Here is a 17751-nt window from a genome sequence, read left to right as displayed (position 1 = left end):
GGGAGGTGCCGCATGTCATCCATAGCCGTATTTTTCAGTGTCATTGCCGCAGTCTTCATCGGGGCCGTCAGCCCCGGCCCGAGTTTCGTGCTCGTTTCCCGCATTGCCGTTTCCCGCTCGCGCAAGGCCGGTCTTGCCGCCGCGTTGGGCATGGGAACCGGCAGCGTGATTTTCGCGACCCTGGCTCTGTTCGGCTTGAGCGCACTGCTGATGAAGGTCGAATGGCTGTACCTCGCGCTGAAGATCGGCGGCGGGCTCTATCTGATTTATATCGGCATCCGCATCTGGCGCGGTGCCGCCGACGATCTCCCGATCGATGCGCCCGCTACGCCGGCGGCGGGGGGCGTGGCGCGCAATTTCCTCTTTGCGCTCGGCACGCAGCTCAGCAATCCGAAGACAGCCATCTTCTACGGCAGTATCTTTGCCGCCCTTCTGCCGGCGGTTCCCGCTCCCTGGCTGCTGTTCACCGTTCCGCCCGCGGTCTTCGTCGTCGAGGTCGGCTGGTACACGGTGGTGACGATCGCCTTTTCGTCGAACCGTCCGCGCGCCGTCTATCTTGGTGCAAAGCTCTGGATCGACAGGGTGGCAGGCGCCGTGATGGGCATGCTCGGAGCGCGGCTGGTGGCCGAAGGACTGCCGCGTCACCTCTGGCGCTGAGCCACCGCGCATTTCACGCAAGCGCTCAAGGTCCTGACCGCCGTTTTCGGGAGCAGCGTCACGGAAAGCCGTTGTCGCTTTCCGTGACTTTAGAGTCGGATGATTTTAGGTCTGTTCGGCCTAAAATCTGAATCCGCTCCGGAATCAAGGAAGTAGAGCATGATGTCGTCCGAAAGCCGAGCACAGTTTTCGGCATCATGCTCTATCTATTCGATGGCCTTCTTGGTGCCGTTGCTGGCGGCGAGCTTCTGCCATGAGTTGCGCTGCGCCAGCATGCCGCGCAGATAAGCGACATTGGCATTGGCCTGCTGTGCTGTCAGCTCCTGGCGCGCGATCTGTTCCGCTTCGGCAAACCGACCCTGCAGGCCGACGACGAGCGCCAGATTCTGCCGCACGCGGCTATCGACGCCCGGCTGTGCGACGGCCGAGCGAAGGTAGTTTTCGGCATTCTTGAGATCGCCGGTCAGCACATAGGACATGCCGAGGTTGGAGAGGATCGTCGGCTCGTTGGGAGCGAGTACCAGGGCGTCGCGGTATTTGGCGCGCGCATCTGCCGAACGTCCCAGCTGGTCGAGGATCGCGCCCTCTGCAGAGACAAGGCGCCAGTCCGGCCGGTCCGGCAATTGTGCGCGGTCGATGGTCGAGAGCGCTTGGTCGAGCTGGCCTGCCGCCGCTTGCGCCTTGCCATAGGCGGCGAGCACGCTACGATCGCTTGGATTGGCGATCGCTACCTGCTGCATGACGGCAAGCGCCTGGTCGTTGCGGCCGCTTATGCGAAGCGCATTGGCATAATTGATGCCGGCATCGCGATCCCTGGGATTGGCGTCGTAGGCCTTACCGAAGGTCGCAGTCGCCTGCGCGAGATCGGTGCTGTTCATCGAGTCGATGGGTTTTGCCGTCGCGGGAATGGAGCCGGTCGTGATCTTGTCCTTGCCGGTCGTCGAGCAGCCGGCGAGCGCCAGTGCCAGAAGTGCGGCCGAAGCGCCCTGAAGAAGAAAAGCTCTGAGCGGAGACGTGCTGAACGCGGCGGGCATGTCACTTATCCCTGAATTCCTTAGATCTTGCGCCCGGCCTAGAATCGGAACAGGGAAAGGTTCGGCGCAATGTTCGCTCCAGCAATAATCTGTTAACCCTAACAGACAGTTAACTCGCGATTCCCTGAAATTATTGTCAAAGGATGATCATGGCCCCCTATCAGTTCATCGAGCGCGCGACGCCCTTCAATTCGAAGGGTGGCGCAACGTTGCCGATCTTTGCCGTCACTCCGGCACATATAGAAACCGGCACCATCGATCCCATAGCGCTCGATTGGGCCAGCAAGGCCGGTTACAAGGCCGAAAGCGGCTCGTTGCTGCTGATCCCGACGGCCGATGGACATCTGGGCGGGGCCTTGTTCGGCCTGGGCGCCAATCCCTCCGAGCAGCCTTTCCTGACCGGCAGGCTCGCGCGCAGCCTGCCGGCCGGCGACTGGCATATCGAGACCGCGCCATTGACTGCAAACCGGCTTTCGCTTGGCTTCGGCCTCGGCAGCTATCGCTTCGAGCGCTACAAATCTGAAAAGGCGACCGCGCCGACGCTGATGATCCCGCGCGATGCGGATGCGGCCGACATCAAGCGACAGCTCGCAGGCGTCTTCCTTGCGCGCGATCTCATCAACATGCCGACCAACGACATGGGGCCTGAGCAGCTCGAAGCGGCCTTCCGGGCGCTTGCTCAACACTACAAGGCTGAAATGTCCGCCATCATCGGCGACGATCTCCTGAAAGAGAACTTTCCGCTCGTGCACACCGTGGGACGTGCAAGTGCCGATGCGCCGCGCCTCCTGGAAATGCGGTGGGGTAAGAAGGGCCATCGCCGCATTACGCTGGTCGGCAAGGGCGTGTGCTTCGACACCGGCGGGCTCGATATCAAGCCCGCATCCTCGATGCTTCTGATGAAGAAGGACATGGGCGGTGCCGCTAACGTCATGGGCCTGGCGCTGATGATCATGGATGCCAAGCTCAAGGTCGATCTGCGCGTCATCATTCCGGTCGTCGAGAATTCGATTTCGTCCAATGCTTTCCGACCCGGCGATATCTACAGGAGCCGCAAGGGCCTTACGGTGCAGATCGACAATACGGATGCCGAGGGACGGCTGATCCTGGCTGATGCGCTTGCCTATGCCGACGAGGACGCACCGGACCTGATGATCGACATGGCAACGCTGACGGGGGCTGCCCGTGTCGCACTCGGCCCCGACCTGCCGCCCTTCTTCACCGACGACAACGACCTGGCCCGCGATTTGACCGAGGCAAGCCTCGAGACGGATGATCCGCTGTGGCGGATGCCGCTCTACATGGGCTACGACAAGGATATCCGCACGAAGTTTGCCGATATCACCAATGCTCCAGCAGGCGGCATGGCCGGCTCCATCACGGCTGCCCTGTTCCTCAAGCGCTTCGTGACTAGGACACCGAGCTGGGCGCATTTCGACATCTACGGCTGGGCGCAGAGCGAGCGGCCGCATTCACCCGGCGGCGGCGAGGCGCAGGCTATCCGGGCGCTGTATCACCATATCAGGCAGAGCGTACGGTAGGGGCTGTTGTCGCAGTTAGGTGGGTTCTGAATATGCGGAGCCTCCGACACTCCCCTCTGTCACGAAATGACAGAGGGGAGTGTGCACGATCAACGAACTCCGTAGTCACGACTTCCTAACGCCAAGTTGGACGTTCGCCCCTTGAAACCGCCACGATCTTGGCCGAAACTGGAACGGCAGCGTAACGAATCTCGGGGTTGCCCTTGCCGCTTGAACTCACCGCCTCGCAGGCTCTCGGCCTCTGGCATGGCGTGACGCTCGCTCAGGTGCGCCGCGAGGATCATGATTTGACGCTGCGGCAGACGGCGATCCTGCTTCAGATCTATCTCGTGCCGCCGCCGCATACCGTGCGTGGACTTGCGGCGACGCTCGGCGTCACCAAGCCGGTCATCACGCGTGCGCTTGACACCATGGGCGAGATGGGGTTGGTCGATCGGGTACGCGACGACCGTGATCGCCGCAATGTCATCATTAAACGTACGGTTACCGGCGCGCTCTATCTTGAAAAACTCGGCGATCTCGTCATCGAGCACGGCCGCAAACTGTAATCCGGGAATTCCGTCATGATGCTCGACCGCCGTCTCAATGCTTTCAGGCCCGATCTCGCCGAGGCTGCTCTCAAGGGCAAGGTCGAGGCCGAGCGCTTCATCGAGGGCAGCAGCGCACGCGTCACGGTACCGGTCATCGCGCTTCGGCCAAGGCCGGATCTCGCCTCGGGCATCGACACCGAGCTCTTGATGGGCGAAGAGGTGACGATATTCGAGCGCCGCGACGGCTGGTGCTGGGTCAAGGCTCTCTCCGACGACTATGTCGGCTATCTTCCGGAAACGGCGATCAAGGAGGGTGCAGCGGTCCCAACCCACGTCGTCGTCCCACAGCGCACCTTCCTCTATCCCGAGCCGGAGTTGCGCAAGCCGCACGCGGCAATCCTCTCCATGGGCAGCCTCGTGCATGTGACCGGCACGGCGGAGACGCGCGGCAATCATTATGTCATCCTGGAGGACGGCACCGCCATCTTCGCAAAACATGTGCAGCCGATCGGCGACAACCAGGGCGGCGATTTTGTCGACGTCGCCTTGCGCTTCCTCGAAACGCCCTATCTCTGGGGCGGCCGCTCGGGCCTCGGCATCGATTGCTCCGGCCTGGTGCAGCTGGCGCTGTCGATGACCGGCCGCGCCGCGCCGCGCGATACCGATATGCAGGCCGCCCGCCTCGGCCAGCCGATCGAACGCGAGGAGTTGAAGCGCGGCGACTTCGTCTTCTGGAAGGGGCATGTCGCGATCATGGAAGATCCGGAAACCATCGTGCACGCCAACGGCCATACCATGACGGTCGCCCGCGAAAATTTCGCCGCCGCCATCGAACGTATCGGCTGGCTCTATGAGCAGCCGACCGGTTACCGTCGTTTTGCCGACTGATCGCGCTGCATAACCCTGTAGCCGCAGCGCCCGCCAGCATTCGCAACAGGATTGGTCTTACGGCGTGCGCGGACGTGCGATCCAGATGCCGGCGACGATGACGATGCCGCCAAGCGCCTGCAGCAGCGTGACGTTTTCGCCGAACAGGAACCAGGCGAAAAGGGCGGCTGCGATCGATTCCAGGAAAATGACGAGCGAGGAGAAAACGGTTGGTAATCGTCCGAGCGCCACCGAAAGCAGGCCTTGTCCGCCGGCGTGGCTGATGAGGCCGAGCGCCAGGAGCACGCACCATCCCGAGATCGACTGCGGCAGGATGCGCGGCTCGAAGAAGAAGGCGATCAGGAACAGGATCGCCGAGGTGATGACACTCAATTCGAAGGTGACGCGCGCGGCGTTTGTCCCGGGTCGCGCTGCGCCGACCGCCAGGAAATAAAGGCCGAAAAAGGCGCCGGTGATGATGGCGAGAGCATCGCCGACGGCGCGGTCCGGATTGAATGCCAGGCTTTGCACGACAAGCGCCGTGCCGCCCGCAAGGCAGACGAGGAGGCCGAGAAGCGTGGCGCGACTGACACGCTGTCTCAAAAGAAGCCAGCCGAAAATGACGACCCAGAGCGGCGCCATCGTCGCGAAGAAGGTGGCGTTGGCGATCGTCGTCCGCATGATCGAGAGATGCCAGAAGAACAGGTCACCCGTGAAGGCAATGCCGGCCAGAATCGTTGGTATCCTAAAGCTGGCGCGAGGCGCCCTGGGCTCCGCCGCCTCGCCATATCGCATCCAGATCCAAAGGATCGGCAGCGCCAGGAAGACCCGCCAGAAGGCGCTGGCGAAAGGCCCGACATCGGCCAGGCGCACGAGACTTGGCGAGATGCTCATGGCCAACGCCGCGAGAATCATCGCCACCACGCCAAGAAGAAAGCCCTTCGTATCTTCGTTTTCACCGAGGCTCGGGCTGCGGATATCGTATTCGGTGTCTGGCTGTGACATTCTCGTGCCTCTGCAAGTCAGGTGATTTGTCGGGCAAATCTAATACATGCAGAGAGAGCATGTGGCTCGATTTTGATGGCCCTCGTGCAATTTTGTTTCTGTTTCGCACCGGATTGACCTGCAAACGGAGGAGATCAATCAGCTCGGCCGCTTCGGCCAGTTTGTCACGCCCCCCGTCCAGTCCTCGAAGGCCTTGGAAAGACGCAGCACCAGCATGTCGCCGAAGCGCGGGCCGACGATCTGCATGCCGATCGGCATGCCGGAGCGGGAGAAGCCGCAATTGATCGATGCGGCCGGCTGCTCCGACATGTTCCACGGAACGGTGAAGGCGATGTGCTCGAAAGGTCGCGCCGGATCGTTGGTGGGTGAAGCCCATTCGGCGGGATAGGAGACGATCGGATTGGTCGGCGAAAGCACGGCGTCCACTTCCGAGAAGAGTTTGGCGCAGCTCTTGCGCATCTCGTAGGTCTGGTTGAAGCCGCGAACGGCGTCGACGCCGCTGATATCGGCGCCGCCCTTCGCCCAGCCGTAAATATAGCGCAGGATGCTGTTGCGGCGTTCCTCGCTCAAGGCCATGATGTCGCCCCAGAAGCGGGCGCGCCAGAAGGCATCGAGACCATCGAGCATCTGCCTGGTCAGCACCGGCGCGACATCGACAATAATGGCGCCCGCCTCCTCGAAGCGCTTGGCGGCGGCAATGACCGCATCGCGTATCTCATCCTCGACAGGCAGCCCGCAGCCTGCATCCAGCATCAGACCGATCTTCATGCCCCGGACATCTATGTCGAGATCTATCCAATCGATCTCGTTCGGCGGCAGGCTGGTGCTGTCGCGCCAGTCGGGCCGCGAGAGCGCCGCCATGGAGAAGGCGGCGTCCTCGACCGAGCGCGTCATCGGTCCGGCGCATCGCCCCAGATAATAGGGATCGATCGGAATGCGGCCATTGCTCGGCTTGAAGCCGAAAATGCCGGTCCACCCTGCCGGCAGGCGTATCGAGCCGCCGATATCCGTGCCGATATGCAGCGGTCCGTAGCCGGCAGCGGCCGCCGCCGACGCACCGGCGCTGGAGCCACCGGGATTTTGGCTGGGATCCCATGGATTGCGGCTGAGCTTGTGAAAGCTGGAGAGACCTGATGACAGCATGCCGTAGTCCGGGCAGGTGGTCTTGGCGAAGATCACGGCGCCGGCCTCGCGCATGCGGGCGGCGATCGGCGCATCCTCGGCAGCAGGGATGAGTTCGACAGCCGCCGTGCCGAGCGGCACCGGCTGTCCCTTGGTGGCAATCAGCTCCTTCAGCGTGACCGGAACACCGTCCAAAGCCCCAAGCGGCCCGCCCTTCGCCCAACGCTCCGTCGAGGCGGCGGCCTGCTTGCGCGCATCCTCGGGGTCGTAGGCATAAAGAGCCGCAATCGTCGGCTCCCACGCCTCGATGTGCCGCTCGAGCGCCAGCCAATATTCGCTGGGAGACAGGCTCTTCTCTGCGAATTTGCGCTTGAGTTCACGAATGGAAAGATCGGTCGGTTCGGTCATGGTCTATGCTCTTTATGTCTCAATCAGCGGGTCGCTTCGCGGGGGTCGAGGAGATCGCGTAGCCCGTCGCCGAGCAGGTTGAAGCCGAGGACGGAGAGCGCGATGGCAAGGCCTGGCAGGAGAGCCAGCCACGGCGCCAGGTGGAAATAGGTCTGGGCATCGGCAAGCATCCGTCCCCAGGTCGGTGCGGGTGGCGGCACGCTCAAGCCCAGGAAGGCAAGCCCGGCTTCCGTCAGGATTGCAAGACCAAGCTGGATCGTCGCCTGAACGATGATGCTGCCCATGATGTTCGGCAGGACATGGCGTCGTGTGATGGAAAGCTGGGTATTGCCGATGGCGCGCGCCGCCAGCACATAGTCCCGGCTCCAGGCCTGCAAGGCCGAGCCGAGCGCGACACGGGCAAAGACGGGCACCATGAAGACGGCGATGGCGATAATGGCCGTCGAGCGCCCGGTTCCGAGAAACGCGCCGAGGATCATGGCCGATAGGATCGGCGGCAGGGCGAAGATCACGTCGCAGGCGCGCATGACGAGCGCCTCGAACAGGCCGCGTTGAGCGGCGGCGGAAACGCCGATGATCGTTCCGATCGTCCCGCCGATCGCGACGGCCGACACCGAGATCGACAGCGAATTCCAGCAGCCTGCCATCAGCATCGACAGGACGTCATGGCCGAGCTGATCGGTGCCGAGAAGCCCGAAACCGAAAGGTGGCTCCAGCTTGTGGGTGATCTGCATCTTCGCCGGCGGCACCGGCGTCCAGAACAGCGAGACGATGGCGACGGCGACGAGAGCCAGGATGATGAGGGCGCCGACCACGAGATTCGCACGTCGCAATGCCCGAAAACGCCGGCGTGAAGATGGGGCAGCAGCTCTTGCTTCGACTGTCGTCATTGCGCACCTCCCGCCCGCTGCCGGGGATCGATAACGAGATAGGAGAGATCCACCAGGAAGTTCACGACGATGACGAGGCCGGCAAAGAACAGCACGACATCCTGAAGCACGATCACATCACGCTGGCTGAGTGCCTGATAGGCGAGGCGGCCGAGGCCGGGCAGCGTGAAGACGTTTTCGATCAGCACGGCGCCGGCGACCAGAAAGGTGAATTGCAGCCCGACAATGGTGAGCACCGGAACCAGCGCATTCGGCACCACATGCCCCCAGAGCACGCGGCTGCGCGACAGGCCCTTGGCGATCGCCGTACGGGCAAAATCCTCGTGCAGCGTGTCGAGCACGGCCGAGCGAGTGACCCTCGTCAACACCGCCGCCTGCGGCAGCGCAAGCGCGACCGCGGGCAGCACGAGCGATTTCAGGGCCGACCATAACCCATTGCCCCAACCGGGAAAGCCGCCGGCCGGCATCCAGCCGAGCGAGGTGGCGAACAGAAGCACCAGCAGCAGGCCAACCCAGAAGCCCGGCACGGCAATGCCCATCTGTGAGAACAGTGCTGCAAGAACATCGAAGAAGCCGCCGCGTCTTGCCGCTGCCGCAACGCCGAGCGGTACGGCGACAAGAACCGACAACAGGATGGCAAGTGCCGCAAGCGGCAGGGTGACGGCAAGCCGCTCGGCAATCAGGCCGGCGACCGGCACGCCGTAGGTATAGGATTTGCCGAGATCACCCGTCAGTGCACCGGCAAGCCATTGCCCATAGCGGACGATCAGTGGCTGATCGAGACCCATGTCATGCCGAAGTGCTGCCAGCGTTTCCGGCGTCGCCGATGTCCCGAGCGTGATGGCGGCCGGATCGCCCGGCAGCAGCGCCATGACGGAAAAGACCAGCAGCGAAACGGCGATCAGCGTCAGGATGAGGCCGAAAATCCGGCGGGTGAGCAGTACGATCATGACATGTCCGTGGCCGAGCTGGCCGGCATCGAGATCATTGACAACGGGCGGCTCTGGTCCGCCCGTCTGCATCGTTGCGTGGAAACGATATCAATCTTCCCAAGAGACGTTGGTCAGCACGTTCGAGGGGATGGGTTCGCTTTCCCAAAGGCCCTTCAGCTTCTTGTCCCAGACGCCGAGCTTCGGCATGACGAAAAGGAAGAGAGCCGGCACATCCTCGGCAAGAATGCTCTGCGCTTCTCCGTAGAGCTTGTTCTGCTCGGCAGGATCGGCGGTGAGCTGGATCTTCTTCATCAGTTCGTTGAAATCAGGGTTCTTGTAGTTGAAGTAATAGGGGTCGCGCGAGTAGATATCGATATCCATCGGCTCGGCATGGGCGACGATGGTCATATCGTAGTTGCGGCCGCTGAAGACGTCCTGCACCCATTTCGCCGGAAATTCCGTCGGCTCGATGTTCATCGTCACGCCGATATCGGCAAACATCGCCTGCATCACCTGGGCGCTGCGTGGCGCATAGGCCATCTGCGGCGTCTTGATGGTGAAGGTGAAACCATTTGGATATCCGGCTTCGGCAAGCTGTGCCTTGGCCTTGGCGGTGTCGTAGGGGAGCGTGCCCGTCAAATCCTTGTAGCCGGGATCGTTCGGCGTGTAGTGGCTGCCGATCGCCGTGCCGAAGCCGGACCATGCGCCTTCGATGATCGTCTTGCGATCGAGCGCCATCATCAGCGCCTGACGCACGCGCTTGTCGTCGAAGGGCTTGCGCGTGTTGTTCATGCCCGCCACGACCTTGAGCTCGGTATTGCCGATCTTGGTCATTAGCCTGGGATCGCCCTCGAAGGAATTCATGAGCTCCGGTGCGGCGAATTCCGGAAAGGCATCGAGGTCGCCGGCTTTCAGCGCCGCAGCCTCTGCCTGCGGATCGGAAATGAAGCGGAAGGTCGCCTTCTCGAGCTTCACGTCGACCGACTTGTTCCAGTAGTCTGGGTTCTTGATCAGGTCGACATGGTCGCCCTTGGCCCAGGCGGAGAATTTGAATGGGCCTGTGCCGACAGGCGTCGTCTTGTCGTTGGCCGAGGATTTCGGCCCGACCATGACCGAGCTCGGCCAGCCGAGCCAATAGAGCAGGCTGCCGGTCGGCGAGGAGAGATGCAGCACCAGCGTTTCCGGATCCGGCGTGTCGATCGACGCGATGGTCGCAAAGAAGCGCTTTTGCGGATTGACCGAATCGGCGCCGCGCGCCCGATCGAGGGTGAACTTGGCAGCGGCGGAATCGAAAGTCTCGCCGTCGTGGAATTTCACCCCGGTCTGCAGCTTGAACGTATAGGTGAGGCCGTCGGGAGAGATTTCCCAGCTCTTGGCGAGCTGCGGCACGATCTTGCCGTTTTGGTCGATGGCAACCAGACCTTCGAAAATATTCTGCCAGGTGACCTGGCCGATTGCGACAGGCGCGGCGATCGTCGGATCGAGGCCTGTCGGCTCGACACTCATGCCGAGATTGAGTGTCGTCTTCGCGGCCTCGGCCTGTGTCAGCCCCATCAGCAGCAGGCCGGCAGAAACTGCGGCGCCATAGGCAAGCCGGCGCGCGACGTCGCCGAGGCTCGGGCGTGAAAACTTGGTCATGTCGGTTCCCTTGCTTTTTGCCCGCATGTCCGGCTTCCCTCCGGCTTGCGGTCTTTTTTCGAATAGTGTCATCTCGTGGGCGCACACACAATTCCGAAAATGTGTGCTCGGTGTAGCCGAAACCGCTACACTGGTTTCGTGTTCTACAGTGTTGGGTTCAATCCTGCCTCCCCTTGGCGGAAAGTTGCTGATGCATGAAGCGCTCGATGAAGTCGAGCAGCTTGCCAGCGGCGAAGGAGAGCTGGCGATCGGGCGCGATGCAGAGCTCCACCGGGGTCCGCACGCCCTTGTTGCCCGCAACGGGCCGTGCGACGAGCTGACCCGCCTCGATCTCCCTTTGGACGGTCAGCGTCGGCAGCATGGTAATTGCTGCGCCCCGCAGCACCAGCTCCTTCTGCATTTCCAGCGAGCCGGTCTCAAAGACGGGATCGAGTCTCAGCCCCTCACGTTCGAACAGCGCGTCGAAGGCCTGCCTTGCGCCGAACGAGTGATCGGGGACGGCAAGCGCGTGTGACGCAATTTCGTCTAGCGTGATCTCGCTGGCGGCGGCAAGCGGATGGGAGGACGCGGCGATCACGTCGTAGATCAACTCGGAACGCAGACGAACCTGGGTGCCGGAGAGCGGCGGTGCAAACAGCGTCACCGCAACATCGGCCTCGGCATTCTTGACGGCTTCGATGGCGCTGCGGGCGCTGGTAATGGTCACTTCGAAGCGCAGGCGCGGATAGCGCAGACTGAACTCGGCCAGCGCCGGAGCAAGGATGCTGGCGACGGACGCGCCATTGGCATAGATGCTGACGGTCCCGCGCTGCAGGCCCTTCAGGTCTTCGATCAGCTGGTGAACATGATCGAGCTCGCGCAGCGTCCGTCCGGCGCGTTCCGCCAGCAATTCGCCGGCAGCCGTCAATTTGATGCCGCGGGCGCTGCGCTCGACCAGCGGCGTGCCGAAGTGATATTCGAGGTTCTCGATCTGGCGGCTGATGGCCGTCGGCGCCACGTTCAGGTTTTCGGCCGCCTGGCGCATCGAATTGGTGCGGACCAGTTCGTCGAAATAGATCAGGGCGCGGATCTGCATGTGCGCGGCCTCCGGCTAGACGACGGACTTGGCGAAGCGGTCTCGCCAGGCGGGCTGGCTGCCTTCGACCGGAAGCGCCGTCGCCTCATAGACGCCGCGGGCGATGGCGCGCGCCATGACGATGGTGGCGAGATGGCAAAGCTCCATGAAGCCTGGCATGTCGTCACGCGCATGCTTGCCGGTGGATGCGGCAAACACGGTGTCGCCGTCGAGCGGCAGATGCGTTGGCAGCAGCGCGCGGGCAAAGCCGTCATGGGTGCAGATAGACAGGCGATGGGCTTCCGCTTTGGTCAGTTGGGCGTCGGTGACGATGGCGCCGATGGTCGTGGCGGTGATGTTGGTGCCCTTCAGCCGCAGGCGCGAATCGATGGTCTGAGGCATGCCAAGACCGCCGAATTCGCCATTCTCCTCAAAAGGGGCCGCCCAGAAATGCGGACCGTCACCAACGGTGGCGGAACCGAGCGCATTGACGGCGACGATGGCGGCGACAATGTATCCCCTGCTGCTGATAGCGCTCGCAGAGCCGAGCCCGCCCTTGACCGTCGCCGTCGTGGCGCCCGTACCGGCGCCGACCGTGCCGAGTGCAAACGGCCCCTTTGTTGCCGCCTTGAAGGCCGAATAGCCGAGGTCGCGATAGGGCGAATGCAGCCCCCAGTCCTTGTTGCCGCCGTTGATGAGATCGAACAGGATAGCCTGCGGCACGATCGGCACCAGCGCATCGCCGACCTTGAGGCCGCGGCCCATTTCCCTCAAGCCCGCCTGCACCCCGCCTGCGGCATCGAGCCCGAAGGCCGAACCGCCTGAGAGCACGAGAGCATCCACGGTGCCGACCGTCATTGCAGGGTCCAGCAATGCGGTATCCCGTCCGCCCGGCGCACCGCCGAGCACGCTGCAGGAGGCAACCGCCGGTTCGTCGAAGACGATGACGGTGACGCCGGAGCCGAGCGTAAGGTCGGTGGAGTGACCGACGGCGACGCCTTCGATATCCGTCAGGAGATAGAGGAGGTCAGCCAATGAAAAATCCTTCGCCGTTTGCAACGCGAGGTCGTCATGACGATAGGACCGTAAAGAGGGTGAAAAGACAAGATGGGTTTGTCGAAGGCGAGTATTGTCGGAACCGACTCTCGTGGTTCGAGGCTCTGGCTTTCAGCCGGCGCGCCTCGCGATGCGGGCGGAATAGCCCTTGTTCGAATACAATAAAGTTTGATTTCGAGAGCCGAGACGGGTTCATTTGTCAACCGGCGTGAAAAAAACTAGCCCTCACCCTGAGCTTGTCGAAGGGCGAGGGCGGATGATTTTATAATGTAAAAGTAGGGCGAACCGATCCATCAGACATGGATCGGCTTTGCCTGTTGACGAGAGAGGAGATCGCGGATCGCCAGCTTCACTTCGTCCGCGTTTCTGAAACGCTGCTCGTCCAGATCATGGACGTGATATTTCACAGCGATGAACTTGAGCCGATCCTGATCTGGAACGACGATACCGACGGGAACGCCGGCATATTCGATGACTTGCTTCTTCATAAATAGACTCCCTCCGCACCGGCATCGGTGCAGGCATGGCGAATTGACTGTTTGAATCCGGTAAGGGGACGAACGTCACATTCGACAGCGCGGGCTGGAGAGCGCGCCCGCGCGGTCATTGCCAAGCACGGACCACCTAAGGATCGAAGCGATGGCTTTAATATTCAGCATGTCACGTCCCTAAGTTGGTGTTGTACTTGTGAGAACCCCGATGAGGAGCTCCGCGATCCAATGGGTTATTGTCTATTATATTAGTAGACAATAACAACTTCATCTCAAGAAACATATTCCGAAAGATGTCAAAATGTCGACGATCGGGAAAATAAAATTCCTTCGCTGGACAATTGCGGGGAAGGTTATGTTAAGTTTCCGCGCAAATCTCCCACGTTGGAACGGCTTGCCGATCACCGTCACACAGATAGGAACGATCGGGAGATTCGACAATGCCTCTGCCGCATTAAAATTCATACGCCGCTAAAACACCTCAATGGTTAACCGTTTTCTCCGGGCGGATCAAAATCCGTCTTCAAGCGCCTTTTCCAGGGCTCTGACGAAGAAATCGGCGCTCTCGGGCGCAAGGCAAAGCGGCGGCTTGATCTTCAACACATTCAGGTGATCGCCGGTGGGCTGCATGATGACCCCGAGATCGAGCAGGCGCTCGCAGATCGCAGCCGTTTCTTCGGTGGCAGGCGTCAGGCTTTCGCGGTCGCGGACGAATTCCACACCGAGATAAAGCCCTGTGCCGTGCACGGCGCCGATCAGCGGGAAGCGGTCCATCAATGCGATCAGCCCCGCCTTCAGCCGGTCGCCGACGACACGGGCGTTTTCCTGCAGGTTCTCGTCCTGAAGGACATCGAGAACGGTAAGGCCGACGACGCAGCTCACGGGGCTGCCGCCGGCGGAAGAGAAGAAGTAACCTTCCTTTTCCAGCGATTCGGCGATCTCGCGGCGAGTAATGACGGCACCGAGCGGATGGCCGTTGCCCATGCCCTTGGCGACGGTGATGATGTCGGGCACGACGCCTTGCGTTTCGAAGCCCCAGAAATGCTCCCCGAGCCGGCCGTAGCCTACCTGCACTTCGTCGGCGATGCAGAGGCCGCCGCGTTGCCTCACGGCATCATAGACCCCGGCAAGATAGCCATGCGGAAGTGCGATACCGCCGGCATTGCCATAGACCGGTTCGGCGATGAAACCGGCAAGCCCATCCTCCTTTTCATCGATGGCCTGCAGTTTGGATGTGACGTCGCTAAGATAGTCCGGGCCTGAATCGGGACCCCGGAACGGGCCGCGATAGGTATTGGGGGAAAGGACGGGATGCACCCAGTCTGGCCGGGTCGTCAGCGCCTGCGGATTGTCGGCAATCGAGGTTGAGACCGCGTCGCTCGCGACAGTCCAGCCGTGATAGGCCTCCAGCAGGCAAAGCATGTTCCTCTTGCCCGTATGCGCCCAGGCGAGGCGGATCGCCAGATCATTGGCTTCCGAGCCGCTGTTGATCAGGAAGACGCTATCGAGACCATCCGGCGCCAGCGCTGCCAGCCGCCGGGAGAATTCCGCGACGGCGGCATAGTGAAAGCGGGAGTTGGTATTGAGCCGCGACCATTGCTGGGCGATTGCCGCCGTCAGACGCGGGTGGGCATGGCCGAGCGTCGTCACGTTGTTGACCATGTCGAGATAGCAGCGTCCCTGCGTATCGAACAGAAATTCGCGCCAGCCGCGTTCGATCTGCGGCGGAGCCTCGTAATAGTGCTTCTGCGGCTTGGCGAAGCGCGCGTTGCGCAGGGAAAGCAGCGCGGCGGCATCCGGCCGCGCCGCCTCGCATGCCGGGTTCAGGAGTGCGGCGGGCGAGGGGGAAACGGCCGACCAGCCTTCCGCCTGGTCCAAGGTCGCAAAAAGCGGCGGCACGAGATTGGGTACACGGCAAAGCTGGATGCGCAATCCTCCGATCGCCGAGCCTTCGCTGCCGATCGTGCCTATCGTTGCGCCTTGCTCGATGGTCGCTCCATCCTCGAGAGCACTTTCGACGCCGTCGAGATGCAGGCTCGTTTCCTCGCCGGCCAGCACGAAATGCTGGCCTTGCCGTTGCAGCAGGCCGGAAAAAGGAGCGGCGACCGCAGTACCCGCCGGCAGGCAGACATCGCAATGAAGGGCGAAGTTCTGCGGCAGTACCATGGTGAGCGGCGCGGCGAGTGACAGGCGGAATTCGCCGTAGCGGGTCGCCGCAGCTCCGGATGCTATGGCCGTCTGGGCAAGCAACCGCCAGTCCATGTCGGGCTTCTGCCAGTTGCCGTCGATGAAATCAGGCCCGGTAACGGAAAGATCGACTGCGGCGATCTGCGAAGGATCGATGTCGGGCAGCAGCGGCGACCAGTTTTCGGTCGCGATCGGACGGGCATCGAAGCCGATAGTGCGTAGGATCGCCGCCTCCATCACATCTGGCTGTGCCTCGGTAGCGACATCGAAGATTTCGCGTTCGAAATCGAGGTTGCCGCGCACATAGTCGTTATCGGGATCGATGGCGAGCTGCTGTTCGGAGCTGGCCGCAAGGATGACGGCGCGCGCCACGATCAGTGGCCATAGCGCCTTGGCCTCGGCTTCCTGCAGCGGATAGATCGCATGATAGGCCCTGATGGCCGGAAGGATGTAAAAGGGATTGCCGTCCGCATGATGCAGCAGCGACGCGCAGGTGACGGCGAGATCGCCCACCAGCCAGCCCTGGATGATGTCGCCGAAATCGATGACGCCGTCGGGCACGAGCTGTCCATGCGCATCGGGATGGCTGACGACATTGTCGTCGGTAACGTCGTGATGCACCGGCTGCACGCGCAGGGCGCCCGCAAGCGGCTGGATGCGCTTGACGGCGGCGACCATCGCCTTGGCGATGCGGTCGCGTGCCTCATGGTCTGATATGGCCGACAGGAGCTGTACGGCGACCGGTCCTGCGCGGCGCAGATCCCATTGCAGGCTCCGGTGCAGGCCGGGATGATCGAAATCGGCGAGATCGCGGGCAAGCCTGGCCGAAAGCGCGCCGAGACCGGCGGCCGCAGCCGGCGGCAGATGCTTGCATCGCGTCAGCGTCCGGCCGGGGAGAAAGCCGAGCAGCCGGACGAGATAATCCTGTTCGCGGACGGTGATGGCGAGAATATCGCGGCCGTTCAGCGAGGGCACGACATCGGGCACGCGCGGTGCATCCGGCTTTGTATGCAGGTGGCGGATGGCGGCATTCTGCGCCTCGAGTTCGACCAGCTCGTATTCCGCGTGGCATATTTTCAGCACATAGGCATTGTCGCCGGCGTCGATGCGGTAGTTGCGGTCCTGCTGGCTGCCGAGCTCGGTCAGCGTCCCGCTAAGACCGTAATGCGTCTGCAGGATTTCGGCTGCCTCCTCCGGCGTTACCTCCGGTCTCGGCAGTTGCATACGGTTCACGAACGCGACGTCGGCCATGGCATCCCCCGGATGGTTCATTTGCATCGACATTGGAGCCGGATGATTTTAGGTCGAAACGGTCTAAAATCTGAATCCGGCCCAGAATTAAAGAACTAGAGCACGATGTCGTCCGAAAACCGATCACACTTTTCGGCATCATGCTCTAAACCATTCCATCCTAAAGAAAATTACCTAAAGCAGATAGGGGTTGTCGAGCGATGGGGACGAAGATGGGCTACGGAATGCAGCCGGCCGGCCGTAGGAACCTATTCGATCTCGATGGAATAGCTGCAGCCGGCGAGCGTCTTGCCTGGATGAGTATCGACGGTGGAGACGCTGAGCGAGATGCGCGTTTCCAGCACGGTATCTGAATTTTCCTGCTGGTCCTTGCGCGACAGGATTACCTTTTCAGCGAGGAATTTGTTCGGCTGGTCGACCGAAGCTGCCACGCCGAGCTGCTTGGCCAGCGGATGCGGATCGACTTCGTCGAGCACGGCAAGCGGCCCCGTGGAGGCGAAGGCGATCTGGCTCGTCTGCCGTCCGAAGACGGTCACAGGCTTCGAAAGCTGGAATTCCCGCAGGAAGGGATTGGCCGATGGCAGTTCGCTGATGCCAAAGAGTTTCATGGCCTTGGCGCTTTCCGGTCCGGTCAGCCACAGGGCGAAATTGTTGTAGCTTGGCACGTCGTAGGTCGTGCATTCGATCAGCTTGGCGAGATTGATCCTGGAGGGATCCTCTTCGGCGGTCTCCGCATGGGATGCCGGCGCCCAGAGAAGGAACGCCGCGAGCAGCAGCGTTCCATGGCGGTGGAATGACATGTCCTCTCCTTGATCTCCGAAGGATTCGATAGGGGTAATATCAAATCGCGCTTCGGAGCGAAAAGAAAAGGGAGCCGGCCGAAATCGCGCGGATGCCTCTCACCCCATGCGTTCTGAAGCGTAGGAGCCGGGGCTTGCCGGGAAGACGACGGTGCGGTTGCCGTTGAGGAAGGTGCGGAAATGAATATGCGCATGGATGGCGCGTGCCAGCACCTGGCTCTCCACATCGCGGCCGATCGAGACATAGTCGTCGGCCGACTGCGCATGCGTGATGCGCGCCGTGTCCTG

General features: G+C 62.0%; 15 protein-coding genes and 1 pseudogene. 4 read left to right on the top strand and 12 right to left on the bottom strand.

Translation table 11 applies throughout. From position 1 onward, the window contains the following. Positions 1 to 12: 12 nt before the first annotated feature. On the top strand, positions 13 to 657 hold the full coding sequence (locus Q4Q11_RS05100; RefSeq protein WP_113216438.1) for a LysE family transporter: 645 nt from the start codon (positions 13 to 15) through the stop codon (positions 655 to 657). A gap of 206 nt (positions 658 to 863) precedes the next feature. On the opposite strand, the gene Q4Q11_RS05095 is transcribed toward Q4Q11_RS05100, so the two are convergent. Then, positions 864 to 1691 carry a tetratricopeptide repeat protein gene (locus Q4Q11_RS05095; RefSeq protein ID WP_113336903.1) on the bottom strand — a complete coding sequence of 276 codons (828 nt, stop codon included), beginning with the start codon at positions 1689 to 1691 and terminating at the stop codon, positions 864 to 866. 149 nt (positions 1692 to 1840) lie between these two features. Here Q4Q11_RS05095 and Q4Q11_RS05090 point away from each other — a divergent pair, with 149 nt between their 5' ends. The 3 genes from Q4Q11_RS05090 to Q4Q11_RS05080 all read left to right on the top strand — a co-directional run bounded on the left by Q4Q11_RS05090 (position 1841) and on the right by Q4Q11_RS05080 (position 4650). Beyond that, entirely contained in the window at positions 1841 to 3232 is a 1392-nt protein-coding gene (locus Q4Q11_RS05090; protein ID WP_112511614.1) for a leucyl aminopeptidase family protein, read from the top strand. Positions 3233 to 3435: 203 nt separating this feature from the next. Continuing rightward, positions 3436 to 3780, top strand: coding sequence for a MarR family transcriptional regulator (locus tag Q4Q11_RS05085; RefSeq protein WP_112511611.1), 345 nt, complete (start codon positions 3436 to 3438; stop codon positions 3778 to 3780). A 15-nt stretch (positions 3781 to 3795) separates the two neighbouring features. Then, entirely contained in the window at positions 3796 to 4650 is an 855-nt protein-coding gene (locus Q4Q11_RS05080; protein WP_113216440.1) for a C40 family peptidase, read from the top strand. 57 nt (positions 4651 to 4707) lie between these two features. Here the strand turns inward: Q4Q11_RS05080 and Q4Q11_RS05075 are convergent, their stop codons facing one another. The 11 genes and pseudogenes from Q4Q11_RS05075 to purU form a co-directional block, all read right to left on the bottom strand. Then, complete coding sequence (locus tag Q4Q11_RS05075) at positions 4708 to 5634, bottom strand: DMT family transporter (protein WP_498568837.1); 927 nt, start codon at positions 5632 to 5634, stop codon at positions 4708 to 4710. Between the two features lie 138 nt (positions 5635 to 5772). Next, a complete protein-coding gene (locus tag Q4Q11_RS05070; RefSeq protein ID WP_498568836.1) occupies positions 5773 to 7164 on the bottom strand; it encodes an amidase in 1392 nt (463 codons plus the stop codon). A gap of 23 nt (positions 7165 to 7187) precedes the next feature. After that, a complete protein-coding gene (locus Q4Q11_RS05065; protein ID WP_113336906.1) occupies positions 7188 to 8054 on the bottom strand; it encodes an ABC transporter permease in 867 nt (288 codons plus the stop codon). After that, positions 8051 to 9004, bottom strand: a complete 954-nt coding sequence (locus tag Q4Q11_RS05060) for an ABC transporter permease (protein WP_498568835.1) — start codon at positions 9002 to 9004, stop codon at positions 8051 to 8053. Before Q4Q11_RS05060 ends, Q4Q11_RS05065 begins: the two co-directional genes overlap by 4 nt. Before the next feature lie 90 nt (positions 9005 to 9094). Further along, complete coding sequence (locus tag Q4Q11_RS05055; RefSeq protein ID WP_498568834.1) at positions 9095 to 10624, bottom strand: ABC transporter substrate-binding protein; 1530 nt, start codon at positions 10622 to 10624, stop codon at positions 9095 to 9097. Between the two features lie 157 nt (positions 10625 to 10781). Further along, entirely contained in the window at positions 10782 to 11699 is a 918-nt protein-coding gene (locus Q4Q11_RS05050; protein ID WP_498568833.1) for a LysR family transcriptional regulator, read from the bottom strand. Between the two features lie 15 nt (positions 11700 to 11714). After that, the gene (locus Q4Q11_RS05045; RefSeq protein WP_498568832.1) at positions 11715 to 12713 is read right to left on the bottom strand and encodes a P1 family peptidase; all 999 of its coding nucleotides are present in this window, start codon (positions 12711 to 12713) and stop codon (positions 11715 to 11717) included. Between the two features lie 314 nt (positions 12714 to 13027). Beyond that, a complete protein-coding gene (locus Q4Q11_RS05040) occupies positions 13028 to 13222 on the bottom strand; it encodes a hypothetical protein (protein ID WP_112511403.1) in 195 nt (64 codons plus the stop codon). Between the two features lie 513 nt (positions 13223 to 13735). Further along, entirely contained in the window at positions 13736 to 16663 is a 2928-nt protein-coding gene (locus Q4Q11_RS05035; protein WP_498568831.1) for an aminotransferase, read from the bottom strand. Between the two features lie 248 nt (positions 16664 to 16911). Then, complete coding sequence (locus tag Q4Q11_RS05030; RefSeq protein WP_113216447.1) at positions 16912 to 17463, bottom strand: hypothetical protein; 552 nt, start codon at positions 17461 to 17463, stop codon at positions 16912 to 16914. A gap of 99 nt (positions 17464 to 17562) precedes the next feature. Continuing rightward, positions 17563 to 17751 (bottom strand): annotated as a pseudogene (gene purU / locus Q4Q11_RS05025) (formyltetrahydrofolate deformylase); the annotation flags it as partial.

This window comes from Rhizobium sp. UFLA01-1127 (assembly GCF_059803845.1).
The sequence above is the reverse complement of the archived record's forward strand: the minus strand, read 5'-3'. Positions and strand labels throughout refer to the sequence as shown.